Here is a 23884-nt window from a genome sequence, read left to right on the forward strand (position 1 = left end):
CGCAGCACTATAAAGAGACAATTTTACTAGAATGCAATGCCGAATGGATTCAGTATGGCTCTTAGTCAAGCACATGTTTTGGTGAAGAGCCATTAGTTTAGTTAAATTTTTACATAAATAGGGGGATTAAAATGAAAATTCGTTCAGTTAAAGGCTCAGACTACTATGTAATATCACCTCTAATTAATGAGTGGTGGGATGGCAGGAATGTGTCTCATCTGTTACCAAAATTATTCTTCGATCATTTTACACAGACAAGTTTCATTGCAGAAAAGGATGGTAAACTCGTGGGTTTTCTAATAGGATTCCTTTCTCAAACTCATTCAGAAGAGGCGTATATTCATTTTGTTGGAGTTCATCCTGAATACAGAAAGCATAATATTGGAAAACATTTATACCATAAATTTTTTAATGTAGTAAAGCGGAATAATCGAAGTATTGTTCGTTGTATAACGTCACCTGTCAATAAAGTTTCGATTGCCTATCATACCAAGTTGGGTTTTGAAATTGAAAATAGAGATAGAATTATTGATGGACTATCATTAAATACAGACTACAACGGACCAAATCAAGACAGAGTTTTATTTGTAAAAAAATTAGATTAAATTCTAGTTACTCACTGAACTAAAAGGTCTTAACTGAATAAACTAAGCGACCACTCTGTGATGGGTGGTCTTTTTTATGTTCATTAACAAATTTGTTTTGGGAAACAAGATAGATGGAAACTCCTCCACAACTATAAAAAAACTGTGGATAAAAAGAAGTATAGATTGTAGTGTGTTAATTCTTATCATTAATTATCAACAATTTTTGCAACAGTTTTGCAACAACGCTTATTTTGATATAAAAAATCACCCTCCAATAATGAAGAGTGACTCGCTCAAAAGCCTAGTGGCTGTATGATTAATTTCAAAAGCCGCGTATGCCGTAGTTATTATAGAAAGTTTTAAACCACCACTCCTCAAATGAGTTGTTACACGAAAATTATTTATAAATAATAGCAATAAATGCCGTTAATAAAAGCTTTCTAAAAAGTATTTATCATTAATTATTGTTGATTACAATTATTTATAAACAATTTTAACACCAGTTTAACACCAATATAGCACCAGTTATTTTAACTGATATTAAGATTGTTTTTTTACTTTAAAGAAGTTATCTAATTTGTCAGCAGCTGCACGATCAGCAGATTTAAAAGCATGTCCATACGTGTTCATTGTCACTGAAATATCAGCGTGCCCCAAACGTTCACTAATAATTTTAGCATGCACACCCTGTGCGATTAATAATGATGCTGAAGTATGTCTCAAATCATGTAACCGAATGTACTTAAATTTATGTCCATCGATAAAATTTTTCCAATGTTTAGAAGGGCTTGTTGGATACAAGTGAGTACCATCAAATGAATGGAATAGCCATTCTCTATCTTGTTCGATCCATTTACCACCTTTTTTCAATTTTTCTTTTGCCCAATGTATACGATATGCTTTTAATTCTTCCATAACTGACTCAGGTAATGTCACATAACGTTTAGATTTTTTTGTTTTAGTCGTTTTGATATGTGGACCTTGTTTAGTCAAAACGATAGATTGGTGAATATATATTTGTTGATTATCAAAATCTACGTCCTTCCACTCTAAACCCAACAATTCTCCTTTTCGCAATCCAGCAGCCAATGCTAAAGTGAACATCATTTTCCACAGTTCAGGTTCACTTTGTAGCATATACAACAATGTTTCAATCTCATCTTCTTCATAAATTTGCATTTCTTTACCTACATCATCGGTATCACTTGGACGAGGCTTTTCTACTCCATCCATAGGGTTGTTAGATAAAACATTCCACTTCACGGCATACTTAAATATGCTTTTTAGTGTTCTATACACATCTTGTTTACTGTGATAAGTGACAGGCTCATCTTTACCATCATATCGCTTCATGTCTCGAACAACGGACATAAGATGAAATGCATTGATTTGATCCATAGGCATATGACCTATGATAGGATTTATATGCAATTCTAATTTACGCTGATGATTTCCATACGTAGTTAAAGCAAGTGTAGAAGCAAAATCTTTCTCCCATTGTTCTGCAAAATCTTTAAAAATGATTTTTTCTACTTTTATATAATTTCCTGATAAAACTTCGTTTTTAAATTTTAGATACTCTCGATCTAAAAACTCCTTCAACTGTTTAGGCGTCATTTTTTCTTCAATAGTGATTGTTTTTGTCTCGCGTGGATATTTACCTCTAGCGTCTTTTGGTAAATAAACAGTGAAACGATACGAATTATCTCCGCGTTTTACGATACTTGCCATTTAAAATTTCTCCTTTCGATTTAACTTTCAGATATGCTTTAACTAATCACCACCTTTAATGGGAATATGTGTTCTTTTTAAGGTAAAATTTTTTTACCATCAACGACTTTTAAAGAAAGTAGCTCAATTGGAACTCCTTTTTCTTCTATAGCATCGTAGATGGTAAAACCTGAACAACATTGTTCATTAAATAATTCGTCTGGTAACAAAAACTCAACAGCAAATGTATTAGCCTCTATTTCAATTTTGTCAGTAGAAAATAAAGTATTCTTTTTTAAAAACGCCGTATTTATTTCTGGGTGTAATATAGAGTGTCCTAATTCATGAGCACACGTTAAAAATTGTATATTGTATGGTAAATTCTCATTGATATGAATTACTTTTGCCCGGTGAGATTTACTATAATAGCCGTAAATTGACCCTAATGGCTCAAAAACAACGACTATACCTAGTAAATTCGCCAACTCAAAAGGATTTATCGTACCATATTTTTTAATTAATTGACCAACAAGTTTTTTAATACCCATCAAAACATCACCGCACTTTAATTTCTATATTTCTTTGGTGTAAACTTCTGTTTTGCCATACGCTTAGTTAAACGTAAAGTGTTTTCCCAAGAAGCTATTAACAATTCTCTATCCTCTTCATCTAATTCATCTAAAATTCTTCCGTCAAAGGCTGCGAATGCGTTGTCTACGTCCTCGCCATCAATTATTTTTTTGAGTTCTCTTTGAATAGCAAGTTCATCTTTTTCAGTTAAATCGAAGTAACGCTTCTTGTCAGTGCGACCTAGTAGGTAGTCAACAGATACATCAAAGTAGTCTGCAGTCTTCTCCAAAGTTTCTGATTTAGGACTTTGTGTTTTCCATTTATAAAAAGCATTTTCGCTAAATCCAAGTTTTTGAGCAACTATTTTCAAATTTTCTCCGCGTTCTTCTGCTAATTCTTTTACTCTATCAAATAGCATAGTATCAACCTTTCTGGATACTTAGAGAAAATAAATAATACAATTGGATATTTTGTGGTTGACTAAAGTATCCAATTGTATTATCATGTTCACATAAGCTAAGTTATTAGCTAAAAGACAATAGAAAAGACGACCTATAAAAAACACGTTATTTCGTTGGGGAACGGTTTAAGTGTTGAGTTCAAAGGCTTTTTAAAGTCTTATTTAGCTATGTCTAAATAGTATACTATTGGATACTTCAAGTCAATACAATTAGCTAATAATTTAGCTCTAATATTTTCCAATTCATATGAGCGCTGTTATACCGAGCCAATGACGGTATAAAACATACGTACTTATAGCTTACATGACGGTAGCAACGTCAATTGATTCAAAAGGAGGTTCCTATATGCCAGAAGATTTAGGGGTTCAAGTAAGAAATGAACTTTTCAAACGCAATATGAGCCAAAAGAAATTGGCAGAAATGGTCGGCATTTCGAGTGTTTATTTATCAGACATCATTCGTGGTAAAAGAAATGGTCCAAAGGTTCAGGAACATATCAAGCATATTCGTAAGATTTTAGATATTTAAAGTGAGGTGAAACATATGGTAAAACTCACTATGTCAGTAGAGGAAGTTGCAAGTGAATTAGGTGTCAGTAAAACAACCATTTACACCATGGCGCGTGAAAAAGAGATTCCTCATACAAAAGTGAGAGGAAGGATTTTATTTCACAGACCTACAATTGAGCATTGGTTAATCACTAATACAGAGGGCGGTGAAACCAAATGAACACAACCAACCTAGAGTGGCGGGCTGAAAAATCTGATGATAACAGAACTGAAAAATTGCGTGAGGCAATTATGAAAACTGTTGCTATGTGGTCAGCAAGATGGGCTCAGGTAAAGGCAGGTGAAACAAAATGAAGGGTAGTTTCCATCAATCTCGTAGACAATCAAATTTTTACAATGGTATGAAACCTGATCAACAGGAAAGCTACGCTAAACAATGGGTAGCTGCTATTAATAACAAATTACTAGAGCCATTCATAAAAATAACAGGGGCTACAAAGCATAATCGTGAAGTTTTTTACGAAATTGACATTGAAAGATTATTGAAAGTCGAGGAAGAAAATCAGCGATTACGTGAAGCACTTGAAAATGTTCAAAACAAACTAATTTCGATTAGAGGTATTAATAACATTCACGATAACGAAATTTCTGGTTTATGTATTGAGATCAGAGAAGCATTGGCAGGTGAATCAGATGAACATTAAACCAGTATCGGTTGAATTAGTCAGTGAAGCACTAACAAGTGTTGTTAGTCCACTATTTGAATTACATCAAATTGCTTTATATCTTCCATTAAACGTTTTATCAGATGTGAAACAGCGTATAGGTGACTGGCTTGCCAGTGGTGGTAAAGAAACAGATCCATACATTAGGCAGCAAGTCGATTATGCGAAGAAAGTTTATGCAGCTTTGAGGGGAGGTGATTGATTGCGTATAGGTTATTCACACGCAGAAGAATATGATCGTGAATCAGAATACTGGCAAGACATCGAGGATGCACAGAATGCCCAAATTGAGGCGCAAAAAAGCTTATCAAAGGCGGCAACCGATGATAAGCAGAATAAAAATTTAAAACAATCAAATATCACTGGTATTTTACCACAGGAGGATGCGAAATGACAAAGTTTAATGTAGGCAGTATTGGGGATAAGGTTCGTATTTTAGATGGACAGGCGTTGATAGGTAATCACCGATACAAAGTAACTACTGGAAAGGAATATGAAATCCTTTCGTTTCATGAAAAAACGGAAACTGCAGTAGAACATATAAAAATTTTTGATAATCACTCTAATCCATTCTCTATTTGTGATTATGAATATAAATACATCGAGTTAGTTGAAAAGAAACTTACAAAAAATGAACGCATCACAGTATTAGAAGATACAGTTGCAAAACAATCAGAAGAAATTAGTGAATTAAAGCTAATTGTTCATGAATTACGTGGCAAAAAACCGATGGAGCCTTCCACAACTGTTGGGGACATCATCGAATTTGAAGGTGATAAATATCGCAAGGTTGATCGTGAAGCGCAAGTTGGAGATGTGGTGATTTTTAGAAATCAAACAAATAACCATATTCCAAAAAACAATACACCTTATCTAATGGATATTGATGATGATGAATGTATTGTGATAGGTACCGACGAATGTTGTGTTTATAGTGAAATTCATAACCGCACTTTGGAAACAGTTGATGTCTATGAATTAATCGAATCCAAGTCACTAACACCAAATCAACAACGTGCTGAAATTATTGAGAAGGCTAAGAAGTTCGTTGATGAACATAAATCTAAATATCGTACTGAATGGAATATTGTTGGTCATACCGTTCAAATTTTAATTTATGACAGTAACGGAATGTTAATGATGTTCAGACAAGCAAATTGCAATCCAAATGACGTATTCAACGAACACATTGGAAAAGCCATTGCATTAGGACGAGCGCTTGGTCTTGACGTTAGTGAGTTTGAACAGGCGGTGCAGCCGAATGAAATTGTCCTAGGACATATTATTGTTTGGAATGAAGTTCTTGACGAACCTCACAAGGTTGTTGAAAGGAATGGAGATTGGTTTGATTTCGTCAATCTAAAAAACAATAAAAATTACAACAACTTTGAATACTGTGAGATTGAAGAAGTTACTACAATCATCAACGACACTAACGCTAAATATTAAATGGGGTGATTGAATGGACAAGGTACAAGTCACACAAGAAATAGCAGATGCTGTAAAGGCATGTGAAGTGCTTAATAAAGCCTTCTTAATACGTGAAATTGGAAATGTATTTTATGGAATATCTGCTTCTAGTGTTCATGCAGGTAATCTCGCAGATTTATTAAAAGCACATTATAGCCTAGAAGAAGCCGTTCAAATTTGTTTCGGTGAGTATGTGGTCATAAAAACACCCGAAGAAGAAGTTGCTGAAATATATAACTTAAAGGTAAGTAACTTTTGGAAGCCTCATCAGGAAGGTGTAAGGCAAGGAATTCGTTACGTAGCTGCAGCATTCAACATAAAAATCAAAGGAGTGAATTGTTAATTGCGAAACACATTAGGCGATTTAAACAACCATTTATTTGCACAGTTAGAGCGCTTAAGTGATGAGGATTTGAAAGGACAAAAATTAACTGAAGAAATCGATCGTGCTCGAGCAATAACAAGTGTTGCTAATCAAATAGTATCGAATGGAAGTTTGGTGTTACAAGCACAAAAATTTCACACGGAATTCGCATCTAAAGAATTACAAAAACCAAAAATGTTGGAAGGGTGAGGTTATTGCGACATACCTGGACACATGAGCAAAAAGAGTTTTTACGTAAGTATTATGCATCAAATAGTCAACGTGATTTGTTGGTTTTATTCAATCAACAATTTCAGTTAAATATCAATCTGAGACAATTAAAAGCTTGCCTAAAAAATCACAATATCACTTGTGGACGTACAGGATATTTCAAAAAGGGTAGCACGCCTGTTAATAAGGGTAAAAAGTTCCCTGGCCAAGTAAATAAAACATCATTTAAAAAAGGTGACAAGCCTAAGAACTATAAACCTGTTGGCTATGAACGTGTGGACCGTGATGGTTATGTACTAATTAAAGTATCTGACACAGGTGCTTGGCATGAACGTTGGAGACACAAGCACAAAGTTATTTGGGAAAAAGCAAATGGTCCAATACCAAAAGGTCATGTTCTGATTTTCCTTGATAGGGATAAACAAAATATCTTGTTAGAGAATTTACAGTTAATTTCTCAAGCGCAGCTGGCGAGGATGAATCAAAATAAATTATTTAATAGTGATCCTGAGCTCACTAAATCTGGATTAATTATTGCTGAAATTTACGGCAAAGTTGGAGCTCTTAAACGAAAGGAGAAAACAAAATGAAATCAACAGGTATTGTTCGTAAAGTAGACGAGTTAGGTCGTGTGGTACTTCCAAAAGAATTACGCCGCACATTAGGAATCGAGGAAAAGGATCCAGTAGAAATCTACATCGATGGCGACAAAATCATCTTGAAAAAATACCAGCCAAATACTGAAAAGGCCGAAGTTATTGCTAATTTGCAGAAGATGGCTGATGGTGCTAAAAATCCAAATGTGCTCGAGACAATTGAACGCGCTATTAAATTAATACGGTAGGTGAAGAAAATGAATGATTGTCTTCTAGAAGTCCTGGGCGATTACTTTGTAGCTAACAACCTACTATACAAAGGTTGGGAGTTTCATGAGTTTGTAGTTGAATGGCAGCGCGGCACTATAGTAATGACGAAGGGGTGATATAAATGACTCGAAATCCTTATGACTACTACATTACGGATGAAGAGTATGAGTTTGCAGAAGCGAGAGGTATCTCACAAAAAACGCTTGATTACAGAATCCGAAGACTGGGTTGGAGTAAATCGAAAGCATTAAATACACCTGTCAAAAAACAACGTAAGTATCCAAAACACATCATGGATAAGGTAAAGGAAAATAATATTCACCCTAATACATTTCGTTGGAGAGTTCAATATGGATGGGATATAGAAAGGGCATGTACGGAACCAACCCTACCACCAAATCATCCATTGCGTAGGAGTGGAAATGTTGAAAAAAGAAGAAAGTATCCAATTGAACTGGTGCTTTTAGCAGAAAAAAATGGCATATCATATCAGACATTCCGAAGACGTGTAAAAAGTGGGATGGACATGCATACAGCTGCTGTCACTCCACTTATGTCCAAAGATGAGTCCTTGGCAAAAGCTCGACAAAAGAGTTCGTTTTATTTAGGAAACGAAATCTTTTGGAACATAAAAAAGTCACTCCGCAAAAGTGACCTAGTACAAACCAATTAGGAACCTATTATAACACGAATGGGGTGTTTATGGTAATGGCTGAAAAAGAAGTTACAACAGTAACAATCCCTGAAAAACGACTCAATGAAATGCTTAATTCTTTAAGAGAAATTGAATCGATTACTAGGGGATTAAATAGCTTCAATCCTACGTATGAAAAAATTCATGCTCTAGCACGTCAGGGGTTAAATATAAAGGAGGATAACGATGGCAATCAAAATTAATAAGCTTCAAATAGAAAATGTGAAGCGTGTAAAAGCAGTAAAAATTGAGCCAACACCTAACGGATTGACAATCGTTGGTGGTAATAATGGACAAGGTAAAACAAGTGTATTAGACGCGATAGCATGGGGATTAGGTGGTAATAAATATAAGCCTTCAAAAGCAACACGTGAAGGTTCAGTTGTCCCACCAAATCTACAATTAACTTTATCCAATGGACTTGTAGTCGAACGTAAAGGTAAAAATTCAGACCTTAAAGTAATTGATCCGAATGGTCAAAAAGCAGGCCAACGCCTACTGGATAGCTTTGTAGAAGAATTAGCTATTAATTTACCAAAATTCATGAATTCGACTAGCCAAGAAAAGGCGAATATCTTACTTCAAATTATTGGTGTAGGTCAGCAATTACATCAACTAGAACAACAGGAAAAAGAGCTGTATAACGAAAGACTTGCTATTGGTCGAATTGCAGATCAAAAGAAAAAGTTTGCAAAAGAGCAGCCATATTTTCCAGACGTCCCGAAAGAACCTGTTTCCATTTCTGAGTTGATTCAACAGCAACAATCAATTTTAGCAAGGAATGGAGAAAACCAACGTAAACGTGAGTCGCTTGCAAATTACGAGCGCCAATATACATTTCAGGCGCAAGAAGTCGAACGGATTAAGCAACAATTAGCCAATGCTGAGATGGCTCTAGCAAAAACGGCACAAGATTTAGAGATTGCTAAAAAGTCGGCACTCGATTTATTTGATGAATCGACAGAAGCGCTTGAGGCGAATATCCAAGAGATCGATGAACTCAATCGTCGTGTACGTGCAAATCTTGATAAAGATAAAGCTGAAATGGACGCGAATGAATGTGTCAATCAGTACAACCTATTGACTGCCAACATTGAAGATATTCGCCACCAAAAAACAGAGTTGTTAGGAAATGCGAATTTACCGTTACCTGGTCTATCGGTTGCTGAAGGTGAGCTACTTTATAACGGCCAACGTTGGGATAATATGTCGGGTGCTGAACAGTTAAAAGTATCTACAGCGATTGTGCGTAAGCTTAAACCGGATTGCGGATTTATATTACTCGATAAGCTTGAGCAAATGGATATGGCGACGCTACAAGAATTTGGACAGTGGCTTGAGCAAGAAGGTTTACAAGCAATTGCAACTCGAGTTAGCACAGGTAACGAATGCTCAATCATCATCGAGGATGGCTATGTAGCAGGTCAAGACAGCGCAGCATTTACTGAGCCAGTGCAACAACAGGCAACAGTTGCAGAATCACCTAAATGGACACCAGGTGAATTTTAAAAGGAGGATTATACATGAATATTACGCGAGGTAAAGTTGCTACTGCTCAAAAAGTTGTTTTATACGGACCAGAAGGTATTGGCAAATCTTCACTTGCAGCAAAATTTCCAGAACCAGGATTTATCGATACTGAAGGTAGTACAGGGAACATGGATGTTGCTCGCTTTGATAAGCCGACAAGCTGGACGTTTATGTTACAACAACTTGAATATGTAAAGCAAAATCGACCATTCAAAACATTGGTAATTGATACAGTCGATTGGGCGGAACGTATGGCAATTGAACATATTTGCAATATCAACCAAAAGGCAAGTATCGAGGACTTTGGCTATGGTTCGGGCTACATTAAATTAGAAGAAGAAATGGGTCGTTTCCTTAACTTATTACAAGACATCGTAGATCAAGGAATTAACCTTGTTTTAACTGCACATGCACAAATTCGTAAATTTGAGCAACCAGACGAGATGGGAGCCTATGATCGCTACGAATTGAAGCTCGGTAAAAAGACATCAGCTCGCACATCATCGCTTGTAAAAGAATGGGCGGATATGGTTCTCTTCATTAATTATAAAACGTACAGCGTTGCTACAGACGATAAGGGACGTAAACACAAAGCACAAGGTGGTACACGTACAATGTTTACCACACATCATCCAGCTTGGGACGCTAAAAACCGTCATGGGCTTCCTGATGAGCTTCCTTTAGATTATGCACATATCTCTCATATTTTTGAAAACAATGTTTCTCAGAAACAGCCAGTACAACAATATCAACAGTCACAGTCCGCAATGCCTATACAACAACCGACACAAGTAACAGAAACATGGTCGTCACAGCCGACTCCTGAACAACAAGCCCAATATCAACAACCAGTACAAGAAACAATGCAACAGCCTGAGCCACAACAACCGACACAACCAGTTCAGCAACAGGAGCCGGTACAACAACCTCAATTAAATCCTGCAATTCCTGCATCGTTACGAGACTTAATGATGCAGTCAAATGTTGCAGAGCATGAAATACAGGCGGTTGTTGGTCAAAAAGGGTATTATCCGCAAGACACACCAATGACCAATTATGATCCAGGTTTTATAGATGGCGTACTAGTAGGTGCATGGCAACAAGTATATGGAATGGTTTTAGATTTAAGAGAACAAAACCTACCATTCTAAAAAACTAGGAGGAACAAGAAATGAATCAAGAAAGAGAATTACAGTGGGATGACCAAATTGTTAAGGATGGACCAGAATTTATTTTACTACCTGAAGGTGACTACGATTTTACAGTAACAAAATTTGAACGTGGACGATTCCAAGGCAGTACGAAAATGCCGGCTTGTAATCAAGCTAAAATTGAATTAACGATTCACACACCGAGCAACGGTGACATTAAATTAGAGCATAGTTTATTGCTGCACACTCGTACAGAAGGATTCTTGTCAAACTTCTTTGGAGGTATTGGTCAGAAGAAAGAAGGCGAACCATTACGCATGAATTGGAATGCAGTAATTGGCGGAAAAGGTCGCTTGAAATTAAAAGTTGAAAATTACACTAAGAAAGATGGGTCGCAGGGGCAAAGCAATAAAGTTGATATGTTCTATACGCATGAAGAGCTTGCTAAAAAAGGCATTCAGGTACATTCAATGCAACCTTCACCACAACAACCAATGCAGCAAGCACCACAATATCAACAACAGCAACAGCCTGCATATCAGCCGCCACAACAGAATACGCAACCGCAGTATCAACAACAGCCTTTTCCTACCAATAATCCACCACAACAAGGCGGCGGATTTACACCAGGACAGTTTTAGGGGGTAGCTGATTATGCAATTAAGAGATTATCAAGAAGAAGCTAGACAGTCGATTCAACAACAATGGGCAGAGGGCGTCAAAAAGACGCTCCTTGTCCTACCAACTGGATGCGGTAAAACAATTGTATTTTCTAAAGTAATTGAAGATCGCGTGAAGTTAGGTGAACGTGTTCTTGTATTAGCTCATCGAGGAGAATTACTCGAGCAAGCTGCAGATAAATTAGAAAAGAGTACTGGCTTAAAAACAGCTACAGAAAAAGCACAAGAAACTTCAGTTGGTAGTTGGTACCGAGTAGTCGTGGGTAGCGTACAAACGATGATGCGTGAAAGTCGATTAGAGCGTTTCCCAAAAGATTTTTTTGACACAATCATCATTGATGAAGCCCATCATTGTATTTCTGACAGCTATCAACGCGTTCTGAAATATTTTGAAAGTGCCAATGTATTAGGTGTAACAGCTACACCTGATCGTGGAGATATGAAAAATTTAGGGACAGTATTTGAGAGCTTAGCTTTCGAGTACACGTTACCCAAAGCTATTAAAAATGGCTATTTAAGCAGTATTAAAGCTTTGACAATTCCATTAAAACTAGATTTATCAAAAGTCGGTCAACAGTCAGGCGACTTTAAGGTGAGTGATTTAGGCTCAGCATTAGATCCGTACTTAGAGTCAATTGCAGATGAAATGGTAAGGGTAGCAAAAGATCGGAAAATAGTTGTGTTCCTACCTTTGGTTGCGACGAGCCAAAAGTTTACAGAAATCTTAAACGCGAAAGGTTTCCGTGCTGCTGAAGTAAATGGAGAATCGAAGGATCGTGCTGAAGTATTGGCAGATTTTGAAAATGACAAATACAACGTACTCTGTAACTCCATGCTCCTAACAGAAGGTTGGGACTGTCCATCGGTTGATTGTGTAGTAGTTCTTCGACCGACAAAAGTACGAGCGTTATACAGTCAGATGGTTGGGCGTGGTACCCGATTACATCCTGGTAAAAATGAATTATTATTGCTTGATTTTTTATGGCATACAGAGCGACATGAGCTATGTCACCCGGCTCATTTAATTGCGCAAAACGATGAAGTGGCCAAGTTGATGACGCAGAAAATTGAAGAATCCGAAATTGCATTAGATTTAGAGGAAGTCGAGCAACAAGCAGCTGAGGATGCAGTTGAACAACGTGAGGAAGCATTAGCAAAACAATTAGCTGAAATGAAAAAACGTAAGCGTGCTTTAGTAGATCCATTGCAATTTGAAATGAGCATACAGGCAGAAGATTTAGCTAATTATGTTCCTTCATTTGGTTGGGAAATGGGACCAGCTAGTGATCAGCAAATTAAGAAGCTTGAAAAAATGGGTATCTTCCCTGACCAAATCGATAATGCCGGTAAAGCTAGCAAGCTATTAGACCGCATTGAAAAGCGACGCGAACAAGGGCTTACTACACCAAAACAAATTCGTTTCCTGGAAAGTCGTGGTTTCGACCATGTAGGAACGTGGTCATTTGATAATGCAAAACGATTAATTGACCGAATTGCTGCTAATGGATGGCGCATTCCAGATGGGATTAATCCAAAAGAATATACAGGAGGGTAAAACATGTCACAACATAGCATTGATTTAAACACATTTGCCGATGGTGCTGTTGCACAAAAGGTTGAGCGTGAATTAGAAAAGGTTATTGCAAACATTCACGACCCAAATACGGAGGCAGACAAAAAACGGAAAATTACAATCACACTAACACTTTCTTCAGATGATAAACGTGAGTACATCGACACAGAAGTTGAAGTGAAATCTACATTGGTTCCAACGAAAACAGCTTCATCAAAAATGATTATGGGTAAGCATAATGGAAAATTGACAGCGCGCGAATTAGTTAGTGGTAAAAAAGATCAAATGTTTTTTGACCCAACAGAAGGTGTTGTAAAAACAGACATTGGTGAAACAGTAACAGAAGATGGGAAAATTAAACCAGTAGCCTTTAAGGGCGCGAATTAGGAGGGCATTTTATGTTAACAGCAGCAATTGAAAAATTATTGAATTTGGCTAAACCAGAGTCCATTGAAATCGAGGGACGTTCTTTTTACGACCCATCTTATCGTGAATTATCAGCTGAGCAAGATGTAAATTCATTTACTGTAAATACGTTAACAGGTTTAGTAGATTATGTGAAATCAGAATTTGATACAGAGCGAAAAATGATGATTCACGTTGAATCGCCAACAAAAATCCGTTTATTCGATGCATTAAATACAACAAATGACCGCCGGACATATTTACGTGCAGAAGCATTATTGCCTGAAATTCATTTTGGAAATTGGGTTGAGCGTGAAATGTTCCAAATCGCTTTACAGGCTAATTTCTGTCTTAACGATGACAAAGCAGAGTTACTAAAGGTAGTTAGTCATATGACCGTGGGTGAAGGCGCAACGGTTAAAGATAGCGGGGTTACACAAGAAGTGACCGTTAAACAAGGTATCGAATTGGCACATGTTGATTTAAAAGAACGCTATACGCTTATGCCATACCGTACGTTTGTTGAAGTAGATCAGCCAGCAAGTGAATTTATTTTCCGAGTGAAGGATGATGGTCAGAAGAAAATTTACTGTAGCTTACACGAAGCTGATGGGGGCGCTTGGGAATTAAATGCGATGCATTCAATCAAATTATATTTATTTGAACAATTGAAAGATGCAATTGAAGCGAAACGAATTTATATCGTGAGCTAGTAAGTAGTACAGGCTGCATGGTTAATCGTGCAGCCGTATTTTTTCTAAATAAATTATAAACGAATGGGGATGTATTTATGAAAATAAAAATCAATTTATTGAATAGCAAAATTTCTGCTGAAGGTGTACAAAGTGAGCAAGTAAATAAAGTAATTGATGGTTTTTTTAATTTTTTAAATGGACCAACAACATCTGCAGTTAATCTACAATCAGTAGTTACAGTAGAATCACCAAAGACAATTTCAAAACCAATTCCAGCACCACCAAAATCTCAATCAATTGTTAAAAAAGAAGAATCAAAAGGCAACAGTATTCCAGTTTCAAAAGTATTACCAAAAATTAATGATCAGCGCACGTTAAATACGACGATTGGTGAGCTAGTAGCAATGACACCACATAATATTCGCGTAACAGACGATGGAACAAAATTATATCAAACACATTACACATGTGATTGTGGCCATACAGGTAAGCGTTATATCCGAGAAACAAATAATTATACGAAATGCCATAACTGCGGAGATAAATTATTAATTGAGCCAGCTACATTAGAAGATGATGTAAATGGCATTCCGAATCCTGATATAGATGGGAATTTCTTTATCGCACGTGAGTTGTATGAGGGGGAGTGATCTCCCTCATTTTTTATAACAATATTGAGCAAGTAAAGCATTTAAAAACACTCAGCATTATAGGTAGTGAACCAATGATGAGTAAGAAATCAGTTCAAAATTAAGAAACAAAGTAGGTGAGAACCTTGGAAAATAAAATGGATTTAATCCCTTTACTAAAATTCATAGATCCATCCAGTTTAGACTATCAGGAATGGCTCAATGTTGGAATGAGCTTAAAGCATGAAGGTTATACGGCTAGCGATTGGGATACTTGGAGCGCTAGAGATGGTGCAAGATATCATTCTGGTGAATGCTTCAAAAAGTGGACAAGTTTCGAAGGTTCCGGTATCACCGGTGCAACGATTACCCAAATGGCAAAAGATAACGGATGGCAACCGAAATATTTAAACGATGAAAATGCTCATGAGCTTGATTGGAATGATGAAATCAGTGCAGATGCAGATTATAAATTCATCGATAAAAACTGGATCGAAGGTAAAGAAATTCATGAACCTATCAATTGGAATCCAGTTCGTGAAATTACTCGCTACTTAGAAACACTTTTCCAATCAACTGAAAATGTCGGATATGTAACGCAAACATATGAAATTGATGATGAGAAGTCGGGAGAAAAAATATATAAGCCGACATCAGGAAATTACGATCGCACAGCTGGGCAATTAATAGAAGCACTAAACCAATGTAACGAAGATATAGGGGCCGTACTAGGTGACTATAAAGAAGAAGCTGGTGCTTGGATCCGTTTCAATCCGTTGGACGGAAAGGGCGTAAAAAATGAGAACGTATCAGATTACCGATATGCGTTAGTTGAGTCCGATAACATGGCCATTGATAAACAGAATGCTATATTACGAGAATTGGAGCTCCCTATTGCAGTACTTGTACACAGTGGAAAAAGAAGTGTGCATGCGATTGTACGTGTCGATGCAGCCAATTATGAAGAATATCGCAAGCGTGTTGATTACTTATATAACGTATGTAAAAAGAATGGCTTGAACATCGATAACCAAAATCGAAATCCGTCTCGATTAAGTAGATTACCAGGCATCATTCGTAATGGTAAGAAACAATTCATTATCGATACTAATATTGGTAAAGCCGACTGGGAAGAGTGGCACGAATGGATTGAGGACCTTAACGATGATCTTCCAGACATTGAAAGCTTAGAAGATGTATTCGATAATTTACCAGAGCTTTCGCCGCCAATCATTGAAGGCCTACTTCGACAGGGGCACAAGATGTTAATTGCAGGTCCATCAAAAGCAGGGAAGTCGTTTTCGCTGATTGCACTATCAATCGCAATTGCCGAGGGACACAAGTGGCTTGCTTGGCAATGTACGCAAGGAAAAGTATTGTATGTCAACCTTGAATTAGATCGGCCAAGTGCCTTGCATCGATTCAAGGATGTTTATAAGGCGATGGGCATTCGTCCAGATAACATTGCCAATATTGATATTTGGAACCTTCGCGGGAAGGTAGTACCGATGGACAAACTTGCACCAAAGTTAATACGTCGTGCTCAGAAAAAAGGCTTTACTGCCGTTATTATTGACCCGATTTATAAAGTCCTAACGGGTGACGAAAATAGCGCTGAACAAATGGCACACTTCACCAACCAATTCGATAAAGTAGCAACTGAGCTAGGTGTAAGTGTGATTTACTGTCACCATCACAGTAAGGGTGGACAAGGTGGGAAGAAGTCAATGGACCGTTCATCTGGTTCTGGTGTATTTGCTAGGGATCCAGATGCCATTATCGATTTAGTAGAGTTAGAGTTAAGTGAAGACGTAATGAAACACCAAATTGAAAAAGTGACGTGTAGCATCTATACCAATGCAATAAAACAGCTTGATTTCAACTATTTCGACCAATATGTTACTCAAGATGATGAGCAAAGTATATCTCAAATGTACTCACATGCAAAACGTGTGTTAACGGATCCGGTACATGCAGCAAAAGCCGAAACTGAGATTAGTAGAGCAGCTCAAATTATTAATATGCGTTCAGCTTGGCGTGTTGAGGGGACCCTTCGTGAATATCCAAAATTTGAGCCAGTCAATATGTGGTTCCAATACCCAATTCATCGTATTGATGAGACTGGCATTTTGAAAGATATTAAGTTAGATGAGCCGAACAAACCTAACTGGAAACAAAATTTTGATAAGAAGAAAACACCTGAGGAAGCAAAAAGAGCACGAATCGATGCAGTGGACGCTGCATTTGAAGTGTGCGGTATTGACGAAACGATTACATTAAAAGCAATGTCTGAATACATGGGGGTATCTGAAAAGACAGTTCGAAACCGCATTAAAGAACATCAAGGATTTACGATAGAGGACGGAAAAGTTACAAGGAAGGAAAAGAAATAATTTCGAGTTTTTCCTTCCCTAATAATAGAGGGAAAGGAAGGAAATTCTCGATTTCATTTCCGTTGAAATTCTCGGTGTTTTTCCCTCCCTTCCTTCTTTCCTGACAAGGTAGCTAAGGAAGGGAAATTCTCGGGAAATTCTCGACATTTTCCGAGGGAAACGGACCAATATTATCTCCAATAATATTGTGATTTCCCTTTCTGTCAAAAGGTCAAGAGAAAAAAGTGGTGGGCTTAGCATAGGCCCGCCACACACTTTTCTCTTTTCTTGACTAAGCGCGCGTAAAAAATAAAAAGTGAAGGGTGGGAATAAAAGTGGTCTTTAAGAAAACAAAAACCAAAACTAGAAATGCCAAATTGATGACTGCTGCAGGTATGCCACCGCTTTATCATACGTTACCAGGTGAGTCGTTCGATTATCGTAAGAGCGAAGTCTTAAAATGGTTTGCAGCACGACCTGCATTAATCGATTACTTGTTTGAGCAGGCAAAAAATAAAGGTGAGATTATTTACGATAAAGAAACCGGCAAATGGCAAGGCGCAGATTGGGAGGATGACGAAGATGACAACTGAATTTTTTATGCCGATGCAACCACCAACTACGACACATCAGCAGAAGCAAGTAACAGTGCGAAATGGAAAGCCAGTATTTTATGAACCAGAAGAGTTAAAGGCAGCACGTGCAAAATTAATGGCTCATCTTGGCCAACATGCTCCAGCATTGAAATATAAATCAACTTTACGCTTAATGGTGAAATGGTGTTTTCCTATTACAACAAATCATCATGACGGCGAGTACAAATATACAAAGCCTGATACAGATAACCTACAAAAACTACTAAAGGATTGTATGACTGATTGTGGTTTTTGGGAAGATGATGCCCTAGTCGCTTCTGAAATTGTAGAAAAATTTTGGGCAAAGATACCGGGCATCTATATTCGAATCGAGGCGATTTGATGGACTACAAAGCTTTTTATGCAGAAGTAGCAGATTGGATCATGCAAGTGAATCAGGTAGCTGTGCAGCATGGAATGGACAGTAATGAATTTTGGAATTGGGTTTCGAGTTCTATGGGGCAAATAGCAAACAAGTACAATAACAATAAATTAGTACAAAAACAAATGGTTATGCTTTTTTCCTGGTTAGAGGATGTTTATGCAGAAACGAAAAGTAAAGCGTAATAAAGGGCGGTGCTGCACATGTACGAATGGTTGAAGGATTATAGAAAACTTGAGGAACAAATTACTTACCTTGAATTTAATCTTAGTAAGACCAAACGTGAATTAAGACGTTGGGAAAATCCTTATGATTTAGGTAAGTATAAGCTTGAAGCCGAATCACTTGGTTCAAATGTAGAAGGAAAAATTGAAGCTATCGAATACGAATTAGCTCATAAATTAAATGACCTTTATGATTTAAAAAAACTCATTAGTACATTTGATGGGCTTGAATACAAAATACTTTATCGTAAGCATGTGGAAGGCAAGACGCTTGAAACAATTGCTAATGAATTAAATTACAGTACAAACTATATCAAGATTAAACATGCTAATGTTATGCGTATGATGGCGTATGCTGAAAAAGTTGCATCAAAGTAATGTATTAAAAAAGTACCTTACTAAGTAGTGGCTGAATCTATTGAAAATCCGTTATATTATGGTAGTGTAATAGTTTTCGGAGAGACTATTTCTAGGTTTGCCATAAAAGGTTACTCCATGTAGAGACTACTAAATTGGTAGTCTCTTTTTATAATGACAATACGTTCCATTTATCCTATGATGTAGGTAGATGGGGGTGAACATGTGAAAAGCAAAAATGAAATCTATAATTATGAACTCAGAAAAGAAGCTAGTGAGATGAAGATGTCATCTGAAGAATTGGGTAAGTTGAAGAGTTTAATGAGAGGCAGCAAAGAAAAAAGAACCAATCAGGTTGATAAGAATCCAAAATAATATATATACGTTTTCAAGTCACACTCTAAATGAGTTGTGGCTTTTTATTATGACTTGAGAGGTGGTGAGAAGAACGTGGTCACGATGGTATACATGACTATAGTGTTGGACTTAATCATACGTGCACTCATGATGTTGTTGTTGATTGCTGGCATCGTCTATACAGTCGTTGCTATAGACGAGAAAAAGAAAGCTGTTAATGAACTCACTGTTATATCTAAACGGTTGCACATCCTTATGGACATCCCTATTAAGAAAGCTAGAGAGTTTATGAGGGGTAATGATAATCATGAATAGGTTATAGAGTAGTGAGAGACCTATCATAAAACCAGTCATACCAAGGCTTTGGGTCCTTCCCAGGAGGGTAGGGCTATGCGGGGCTCGCGACGCCCATGGATCGTCTATTTTTTATTTAAAAATTTTACTTTCGCTTTCGCTTGTGGAGGCTGAAAGTTACGACTTCTAAAAAAATCCTTCATCTAATGCTCTGAAAAGTGAAGCAAGAATATAAGTGTAAAAGCGAAAGTGAGGTGTGAGATATGACAAAATCTAAAGCGAAAGTAGATGACCTTACTACTTTGGAAATGGGAACAAGCGAATTTGCAAAATTGGTAGGGAAAACGCCGCAATGGATTCGTCAGTTAACACGTGATGGTGTACTCACACAATGCGGTCGTGGTAGATATAATTTGGCAGAAAATATTCTTGCTTATATTGAACATGCTTCAGGTGGTAAAGAGGAAGACGGAAAACCACGTCACATTGATGTAAAAACTGAGCATGAAATTTTAAAGAAGGAAAAAACGGAGCTACAGCTTCAACATTTACGTGGACAGTTGCATGCTGCAGAAGATGTACGGCTAGTTATGGGTGATATGATTTTAAGCGCTAAATCGAAATTATTGACGTTACCTGTGCGGATGGCTGGGCAATTAGAAGGTGAGTCTACTAAAACGATTGAACAAATATTAAAAACAGAAATTGAAGATACTTTGACCGTTTTAGTAGATTATTCATCAAAACTTTTTGAGAAAGAAAGTAGTGAATAAGTTGGTTGCAGAAAAAACAATCAATTTATTTAAAGATTTAGCGCAACTGTGGTCCCCTCGTCCAAATTTAACAGTTTCAGAGTGGGCTGATAATTATCGTATTTTAACGTCTGATACATCTGCTGAAGCAGGTCCATGGCGTACAAGTCGTGCACCATACATGCGTGAAATTATGGATTGTATTACAGATTCAAATACTGAAGAAGTAGCGGTTATGGCGTCAGCTCAGGTTGGTAAAACAGAATTTATGTTAAATATGGTTGGCTATCATATCGACTATGATCCATGTCCAATAATGTTCATGTTGCCAAATAAAAAATTGATTCGTTATTTCTCTACAACAAGACTTTCAACGATGATTGAAGCAAGTGAGGCATTACGAGATAAAGTAGCCAAAAACGCTGGGAATACTATAGACGAAAAAACTTTCTTAGGTGGCTCGATTGCGATAGTCGGTGCAAATGCTGCAACTTCTCTATCCAGTAGACCGATTCGGATTTTATTATGTGATGAAGTAGACCGTTATCCAGTGTCAGCTGGTAAAGAAGGGGATCCGATTAATTTAGCTAAAATGCGTACAACAACCTATCCATCCAATCGGAAACTTGTCTATGTGTCAACGCCCCTAGATAAAGGTACATCTCGCATAGAGCAATTGTATGACGATAGCACAGCGGAACAGTGGTCAATGGCTTGCCCATCGTGCGATACCTTCCAGCCGATAAAATGGGGACAAATAAAATTCGAATATCACAAAACAGAAGATAACGAATTTATAATCGACGAAGTAAATCACGCTTGCCAAGAATGCGGCTGTTTACATAGCGAACGAGAGTGGAAACGTGCTAACGGGAAATGGATTGCACAAAAGAAGCACTCACACCGTCGGGGATTTCACTTAAATCAATTTGCGAGTCCTTGGGTTACGTGGGATAAAATTGTTCGTGATTTTTTGGAAGCGAAACGAGATGGGCAAGAAAAATTAAAAACATGGGTTAACACAGTTCTTGGCGAATCATGGGAAGAAAGCGGCACAAAAGTTGATGAGGAAATTTTATTCGAGCGTCGTGAAAAATATGATGCTGAAGTACCTGAACAAGTTAAAGTACTCACTGCAGCTGTGGATGTTCAAGATGATCGTTTTGAAATAGAAGTCATTGGTTGGGGAGCTGGCCGTGAATCATGGGGGATCGAATACAATGTTTTATATGGAGATTTAAATATTGAGCAAACATGGCTGCAACTTGATTTATGGCTTCAAAAACGATGGAGCAAGGCGAACGGGAAGCAGTTTGGTATTACCTGCACGTGCATCGACTCAGGCGGTCACTTTACACAGGAAGTTTATCGTTTCACGAAAGCTCGTGAAGCGCGGCATATTTATGCAATTAAGGGTGCGAACGCTACGAAAGGTGAATATGTGCCATTGCTTGCACGAACGTCTCGACCAAAACCATTGAAATCGTTACTGGTTACATTAGGTGTTAATGATGGTAAAGCTCGAGTAATGTCCAGCTTGCAAGTAAATGAAGTCGGGCCAAACTATTGTCACTTTCCCAAAGGTAATGGTTACGAGCTTAATTACTTTTTAGGCTTGACTGCTGAAAAATTAGAGATACGGCATGAAAAAGGTGTACCGTACCATATTTGGGTGAAGGTGCGTGCTCGAAATGAGCCATTCGATTTACGTGTTTATAATACTGCAGCAATTGAAATCGTAAACCCAAATTTTGAGAAAGAATATACAGGCGCAATTCCGAAGAAGAAAAAACGCGTACGGAAAGGACGATAGTAATAATTACATTAGAACGAGCACGAGTGCATTTACAATCATGGTTAGATGCAGAGTTAGCGATTAGTACAGCACAATCTTATAGTGTGGGAAGTCGCACATTAACTCGAGCGAATTTGTCAGAAGTGCGAAAGCAAATTGACTATTGGCGAAATAAAGTTGCTGAATTAGAAATTACTGAATCTGGGCGAAAAGTTCATCGAAGTAAACGTTTCATGCCACGAGATTTGTAGAAAGGAGGGAATGTGATTGAATTTTCTCGAAAAAGCAATTCAGATAATTAGTCCAAAAATTGCTTTGTCCCGTTCAATAGCGAGACAAAAAACAGATCTGATTAATAGTATGGGCAGCAGTGGTTACGGGAATCATGGAGCAAGTACAAAAAAGAAGAGTCTTGCCGGTTGGTTGGCATCTGGTGGATCTGCAATAGAAGATATTGAGCATAATATTCCAGCACTACGAAAACGCTCACGTGATTTATTTATGGGTGCTCCAATTGCAACCGGAGCATTAAAAAGTACAGTGACGAATGTTGTTGGTTCGGGTTTGAAATTAAATGCTCAAATCGATTATGAATATTTAGGTATGACACCTGAAGAAGCAGATGCATGGGAAACCAATACCGAGCGTGAATTTGAATTTTGGGCATCTAGTAAGGATTGTGATGTTACACGTATGAACAATTTTTATGAATTGCAACAGCTAGCTTTTTTATCAGAATTACAGAGTGGTGATGTATTCGCATTATTACCGCTTGTTAAACGTGTTACAACACCATATGAATTGACAGTGCAGTTAGTTGAAGCTGATCGTGTATGTAATTCATCAATTAATGCGATGTCATTGGATAATAAAATCGTGAATGGCGTTGAAATAGATTCAAAAGGTGAAGTTATTGCTTATCATATCGCTAATTATCATCCAGATTCAGCTATGGCTGTGCATAATAAATGGCAGCGTGTCGAAAAGTTTGGAGTGAAGACCGGACGCTTAAATGTACTTCATTTAATGGAAATGGAACGTCCTGAACAACGTAGAGGAGTTCCAGTTCTTGCTTCTGTATTTGAGCCGTTGAAACAATTAAATCGTTATAGCGAAGCAGAATTAATGGCATCTGTTATTTCTGGTATGTTTACGGTATTTGTAACGACGGAAGCACCACAGGGCGGAGATTTTGGTGGTATTAGTGCAGGCGATGAAATCGATCCGGATGATGATACAACTGTTGAGTTAGGAAATGGATTAGTCAATTATCTTAATGAAGGTGAAAAAGTCGAAACAACGAATCCAGGACGCCCTAATACAGCTTTTGATGGATTTGTTACTTCTATTTGTCGTCAAATTGGAGTTGCGTTAGAAGTTCCATACGAAGTGCTGATGAAACATTTTACTTCTTCATATTCAGCATCACGTGGTGCGTTATTAGAAGCATGGAAAATGTATAAACGCCGTCGTGATTGGTTGGCCAATGATTTTTGTCAGCCTATTTATGAGGAATTTCTAGCTGAAGCAATAGCAAAAGGTCGTATTCATGCACCAGGCTTCTTTGATGACCCGATTATTCGTAAAGCTTATGTAAAAGCTGAATGGAACGGACCGACACAAGGACAACTTGATCCAAAGAAAGAAGTTGAAGCTGCTGAATTACGCGTGCAAGGTGGATTTTCTACCCGTACTAAGGAAACTATTGAACTTACAGGTGGGGATTTCTTTGGGAATCATAATTTACGAGTAATAGAAGAAAAGTTACGTAGAGAAGCTGGATTAAATGTGACTAATCAATCATCACAACAAAATAATAAATCTGATAAAGAAGACGATGCTGACGATGAATAGCACCGTCTTTTT

Annotated in this window: 34 protein-coding genes; 31 read left to right on the top strand and 3 right to left on the bottom strand. The window is 37.4% G+C overall.

Annotation, left to right across the window (positions count from 1 at the left end):
• Positions 1 to 131 precede the first annotated feature (131 nt).
• Positions 132 to 605: a GNAT family N-acetyltransferase gene (locus tag ACQKIM_RS17760; RefSeq protein WP_427546282.1), complete on the top strand. Its 474-nt coding sequence runs from the start codon at positions 132 to 134 to the stop codon at positions 603 to 605.
• A 522-nt stretch (positions 606 to 1127) separates the two neighbouring features.
• On the opposite strand, the gene ACQKIM_RS17765 is transcribed toward ACQKIM_RS17760, so the two are convergent.
• The 3 genes from ACQKIM_RS17765 to ACQKIM_RS17775 form a co-directional block, all read right to left on the bottom strand.
• A complete protein-coding gene (locus ACQKIM_RS17765; RefSeq protein ID WP_427546284.1) occupies positions 1128 to 2318 on the bottom strand; it encodes a tyrosine-type recombinase/integrase in 1191 nt (396 codons plus the stop codon).
• 77 nt (positions 2319 to 2395) lie between these two features.
• A complete protein-coding gene (locus tag ACQKIM_RS17770) occupies positions 2396 to 2845 on the bottom strand; it encodes an ImmA/IrrE family metallo-endopeptidase (protein ID WP_427546286.1) in 450 nt (149 codons plus the stop codon).
• Between the two features lie 17 nt (positions 2846 to 2862).
• Entirely contained in the window at positions 2863 to 3285 is a 423-nt protein-coding gene (locus ACQKIM_RS17775; RefSeq protein ID WP_427546288.1) for a helix-turn-helix domain-containing protein, read from the bottom strand.
• A 388-nt stretch (positions 3286 to 3673) separates the two neighbouring features.
• On the opposite strand from ACQKIM_RS17775, the gene ACQKIM_RS17780 reads away from it, so the two are divergent.
• From ACQKIM_RS17780 to ACQKIM_RS17925, 30 genes are all read left to right on the top strand, one after another.
• On the top strand, positions 3674 to 3856 hold the full coding sequence (locus ACQKIM_RS17780; protein ID WP_427546290.1) for a helix-turn-helix domain-containing protein: 183 nt from the start codon (positions 3674 to 3676) through the stop codon (positions 3854 to 3856).
• A 15-nt stretch (positions 3857 to 3871) separates the two neighbouring features.
• Positions 3872 to 4057, top strand: a complete 186-nt coding sequence (locus tag ACQKIM_RS17785) for a helix-turn-helix domain-containing protein (RefSeq protein WP_427546292.1) — start codon at positions 3872 to 3874, stop codon at positions 4055 to 4057.
• Entirely contained in the window at positions 4054 to 4191 is a 138-nt protein-coding gene (locus ACQKIM_RS17790) for a hypothetical protein (RefSeq protein ID WP_427546294.1), read from the top strand. The genes ACQKIM_RS17785 and ACQKIM_RS17790 overlap by 4 nt, the downstream gene beginning before the upstream one ends.
• Positions 4188 to 4541 (top strand): hypothetical protein, encoded by a 354-nt coding sequence (locus ACQKIM_RS17795; protein ID WP_427546295.1) that lies wholly within the window; start codon positions 4188 to 4190, stop codon positions 4539 to 4541. Before ACQKIM_RS17790 ends, ACQKIM_RS17795 begins: the two co-directional genes overlap by 4 nt.
• Complete coding sequence (locus ACQKIM_RS17800) at positions 4531 to 4764, top strand: DUF6877 family protein (protein WP_427546297.1); 234 nt, start codon at positions 4531 to 4533, stop codon at positions 4762 to 4764. Before ACQKIM_RS17795 ends, ACQKIM_RS17800 begins: the two co-directional genes overlap by 11 nt.
• Positions 4765 to 4956 carry a hypothetical protein gene (locus ACQKIM_RS17805; protein WP_427546298.1) on the top strand — a complete coding sequence of 64 codons (192 nt, stop codon included), beginning with the start codon at positions 4765 to 4767 and terminating at the stop codon, positions 4954 to 4956.
• Positions 4953 to 6011, top strand: a complete 1059-nt coding sequence (locus ACQKIM_RS17810) for a hypothetical protein (protein WP_427546300.1) — start codon at positions 4953 to 4955, stop codon at positions 6009 to 6011. The genes ACQKIM_RS17805 and ACQKIM_RS17810 overlap by 4 nt, the downstream gene beginning before the upstream one ends.
• A gap of 13 nt (positions 6012 to 6024) precedes the next feature.
• Positions 6025 to 6375, top strand: coding sequence for a hypothetical protein (locus tag ACQKIM_RS17815; protein ID WP_427546302.1), 351 nt, complete (start codon positions 6025 to 6027; stop codon positions 6373 to 6375).
• Positions 6376 to 6606 (top strand): hypothetical protein, encoded by a 231-nt coding sequence (locus ACQKIM_RS17820; protein ID WP_427546304.1) that lies wholly within the window; start codon positions 6376 to 6378, stop codon positions 6604 to 6606.
• Complete coding sequence (locus tag ACQKIM_RS17825) at positions 6603 to 7217, top strand: HNH endonuclease signature motif containing protein (protein ID WP_427546306.1); 615 nt, start codon at positions 6603 to 6605, stop codon at positions 7215 to 7217. Before ACQKIM_RS17820 ends, ACQKIM_RS17825 begins: the two co-directional genes overlap by 4 nt.
• Positions 7214 to 7471 (top strand): AbrB/MazE/SpoVT family DNA-binding domain-containing protein, encoded by a 258-nt coding sequence (locus tag ACQKIM_RS17830; protein WP_427546308.1) that lies wholly within the window; start codon positions 7214 to 7216, stop codon positions 7469 to 7471. Before ACQKIM_RS17825 ends, ACQKIM_RS17830 begins: the two co-directional genes overlap by 4 nt.
• Before the next feature lie 143 nt (positions 7472 to 7614).
• The gene (locus ACQKIM_RS17835) at positions 7615 to 8166 is read left to right on the top strand and encodes a hypothetical protein (protein WP_427546310.1); all 552 of its coding nucleotides are present in this window, start codon (positions 7615 to 7617) and stop codon (positions 8164 to 8166) included.
• 35 nt (positions 8167 to 8201) lie between these two features.
• Positions 8202 to 8390 (top strand): hypothetical protein, encoded by a 189-nt coding sequence (locus ACQKIM_RS17840; RefSeq protein ID WP_427546312.1) that lies wholly within the window; start codon positions 8202 to 8204, stop codon positions 8388 to 8390.
• Positions 8374 to 9696, top strand: coding sequence for an AAA family ATPase (locus ACQKIM_RS17845; protein WP_427546314.1), 1323 nt, complete (start codon positions 8374 to 8376; stop codon positions 9694 to 9696). Before ACQKIM_RS17840 ends, ACQKIM_RS17845 begins: the two co-directional genes overlap by 17 nt.
• A gap of 14 nt (positions 9697 to 9710) precedes the next feature.
• Positions 9711 to 10868 carry an ATP-binding protein gene (locus ACQKIM_RS17850; RefSeq protein ID WP_427546316.1) on the top strand — a complete coding sequence of 386 codons (1158 nt, stop codon included), beginning with the start codon at positions 9711 to 9713 and terminating at the stop codon, positions 10866 to 10868.
• Between the two features lie 20 nt (positions 10869 to 10888).
• Positions 10889 to 11509: a hypothetical protein gene (locus ACQKIM_RS17855; RefSeq protein ID WP_427546318.1), complete on the top strand. Its 621-nt coding sequence runs from the start codon at positions 10889 to 10891 to the stop codon at positions 11507 to 11509.
• A 13-nt stretch (positions 11510 to 11522) separates the two neighbouring features.
• Positions 11523 to 13103 carry a DEAD/DEAH box helicase gene (locus ACQKIM_RS17860; protein ID WP_427546320.1) on the top strand — a complete coding sequence of 527 codons (1581 nt, stop codon included), beginning with the start codon at positions 11523 to 11525 and terminating at the stop codon, positions 13101 to 13103.
• Positions 13104 to 13106: 3 nt separating this feature from the next.
• The gene (locus ACQKIM_RS17865) at positions 13107 to 13508 is read left to right on the top strand and encodes a replication terminator protein (protein WP_427546322.1); all 402 of its coding nucleotides are present in this window, start codon (positions 13107 to 13109) and stop codon (positions 13506 to 13508) included.
• An 11-nt stretch (positions 13509 to 13519) separates the two neighbouring features.
• The gene (locus ACQKIM_RS17870; RefSeq protein WP_427546324.1) at positions 13520 to 14239 is read left to right on the top strand and encodes a hypothetical protein; all 720 of its coding nucleotides are present in this window, start codon (positions 13520 to 13522) and stop codon (positions 14237 to 14239) included.
• A gap of 77 nt (positions 14240 to 14316) precedes the next feature.
• Positions 14317 to 14871, top strand: coding sequence for a hypothetical protein (locus ACQKIM_RS17875; protein WP_427546326.1), 555 nt, complete (start codon positions 14317 to 14319; stop codon positions 14869 to 14871).
• A gap of 125 nt (positions 14872 to 14996) precedes the next feature.
• Entirely contained in the window at positions 14997 to 17243 is a 2247-nt protein-coding gene (locus tag ACQKIM_RS17880) for an AAA family ATPase (RefSeq protein WP_427546328.1), read from the top strand.
• Positions 17244 to 17557: 314 nt separating this feature from the next.
• Positions 17558 to 17815 (top strand): hypothetical protein, encoded by a 258-nt coding sequence (locus ACQKIM_RS17885; protein ID WP_427546330.1) that lies wholly within the window; start codon positions 17558 to 17560, stop codon positions 17813 to 17815.
• Complete coding sequence (locus ACQKIM_RS17890) at positions 17805 to 18200, top strand: RusA family crossover junction endodeoxyribonuclease (protein WP_427546332.1); 396 nt, start codon at positions 17805 to 17807, stop codon at positions 18198 to 18200. Before ACQKIM_RS17885 ends, ACQKIM_RS17890 begins: the two co-directional genes overlap by 11 nt.
• Positions 18200 to 18424 (top strand): hypothetical protein, encoded by a 225-nt coding sequence (locus ACQKIM_RS17895; protein WP_427546334.1) that lies wholly within the window; start codon positions 18200 to 18202, stop codon positions 18422 to 18424. Before ACQKIM_RS17890 ends, ACQKIM_RS17895 begins: the two co-directional genes overlap by 1 nt.
• Positions 18425 to 18442: 18 nt before the next feature.
• The gene (locus ACQKIM_RS17900; protein ID WP_427546336.1) at positions 18443 to 18841 is read left to right on the top strand and encodes a hypothetical protein; all 399 of its coding nucleotides are present in this window, start codon (positions 18443 to 18445) and stop codon (positions 18839 to 18841) included.
• Between the two features lie 204 nt (positions 18842 to 19045).
• Positions 19046 to 19195: a hypothetical protein gene (locus tag ACQKIM_RS17905; protein ID WP_427546338.1), complete on the top strand. Its 150-nt coding sequence runs from the start codon at positions 19046 to 19048 to the stop codon at positions 19193 to 19195.
• Between the two features lie 539 nt (positions 19196 to 19734).
• Complete coding sequence (locus tag ACQKIM_RS17910; protein WP_427546340.1) at positions 19735 to 20244, top strand: hypothetical protein; 510 nt, start codon at positions 19735 to 19737, stop codon at positions 20242 to 20244.
• Positions 20237 to 22036: a phage terminase large subunit family protein gene (locus ACQKIM_RS17915; RefSeq protein ID WP_427546342.1), complete on the top strand. Its 1800-nt coding sequence runs from the start codon at positions 20237 to 20239 to the stop codon at positions 22034 to 22036. The genes ACQKIM_RS17910 and ACQKIM_RS17915 overlap by 8 nt, the downstream gene beginning before the upstream one ends.
• Positions 22037 to 22041: 5 nt before the next feature.
• Positions 22042 to 22269 carry a DUF6148 family protein gene (locus tag ACQKIM_RS17920; RefSeq protein ID WP_427546425.1) on the top strand — a complete coding sequence of 76 codons (228 nt, stop codon included), beginning with the start codon at positions 22042 to 22044 and terminating at the stop codon, positions 22267 to 22269.
• 16 nt (positions 22270 to 22285) lie between these two features.
• Complete coding sequence (locus tag ACQKIM_RS17925) at positions 22286 to 23872, top strand: phage portal protein (RefSeq protein ID WP_427546344.1); 1587 nt, start codon at positions 22286 to 22288, stop codon at positions 23870 to 23872.
• Positions 23873 to 23884 lie beyond the last annotated feature (12 nt).

Source organism: Lysinibacillus sp. NPDC047702 (assembly GCF_050272555.1).
Taxonomy (GTDB): Bacteria; Bacillota; Bacilli; order Bacillales_A; family Planococcaceae; genus Lysinibacillus.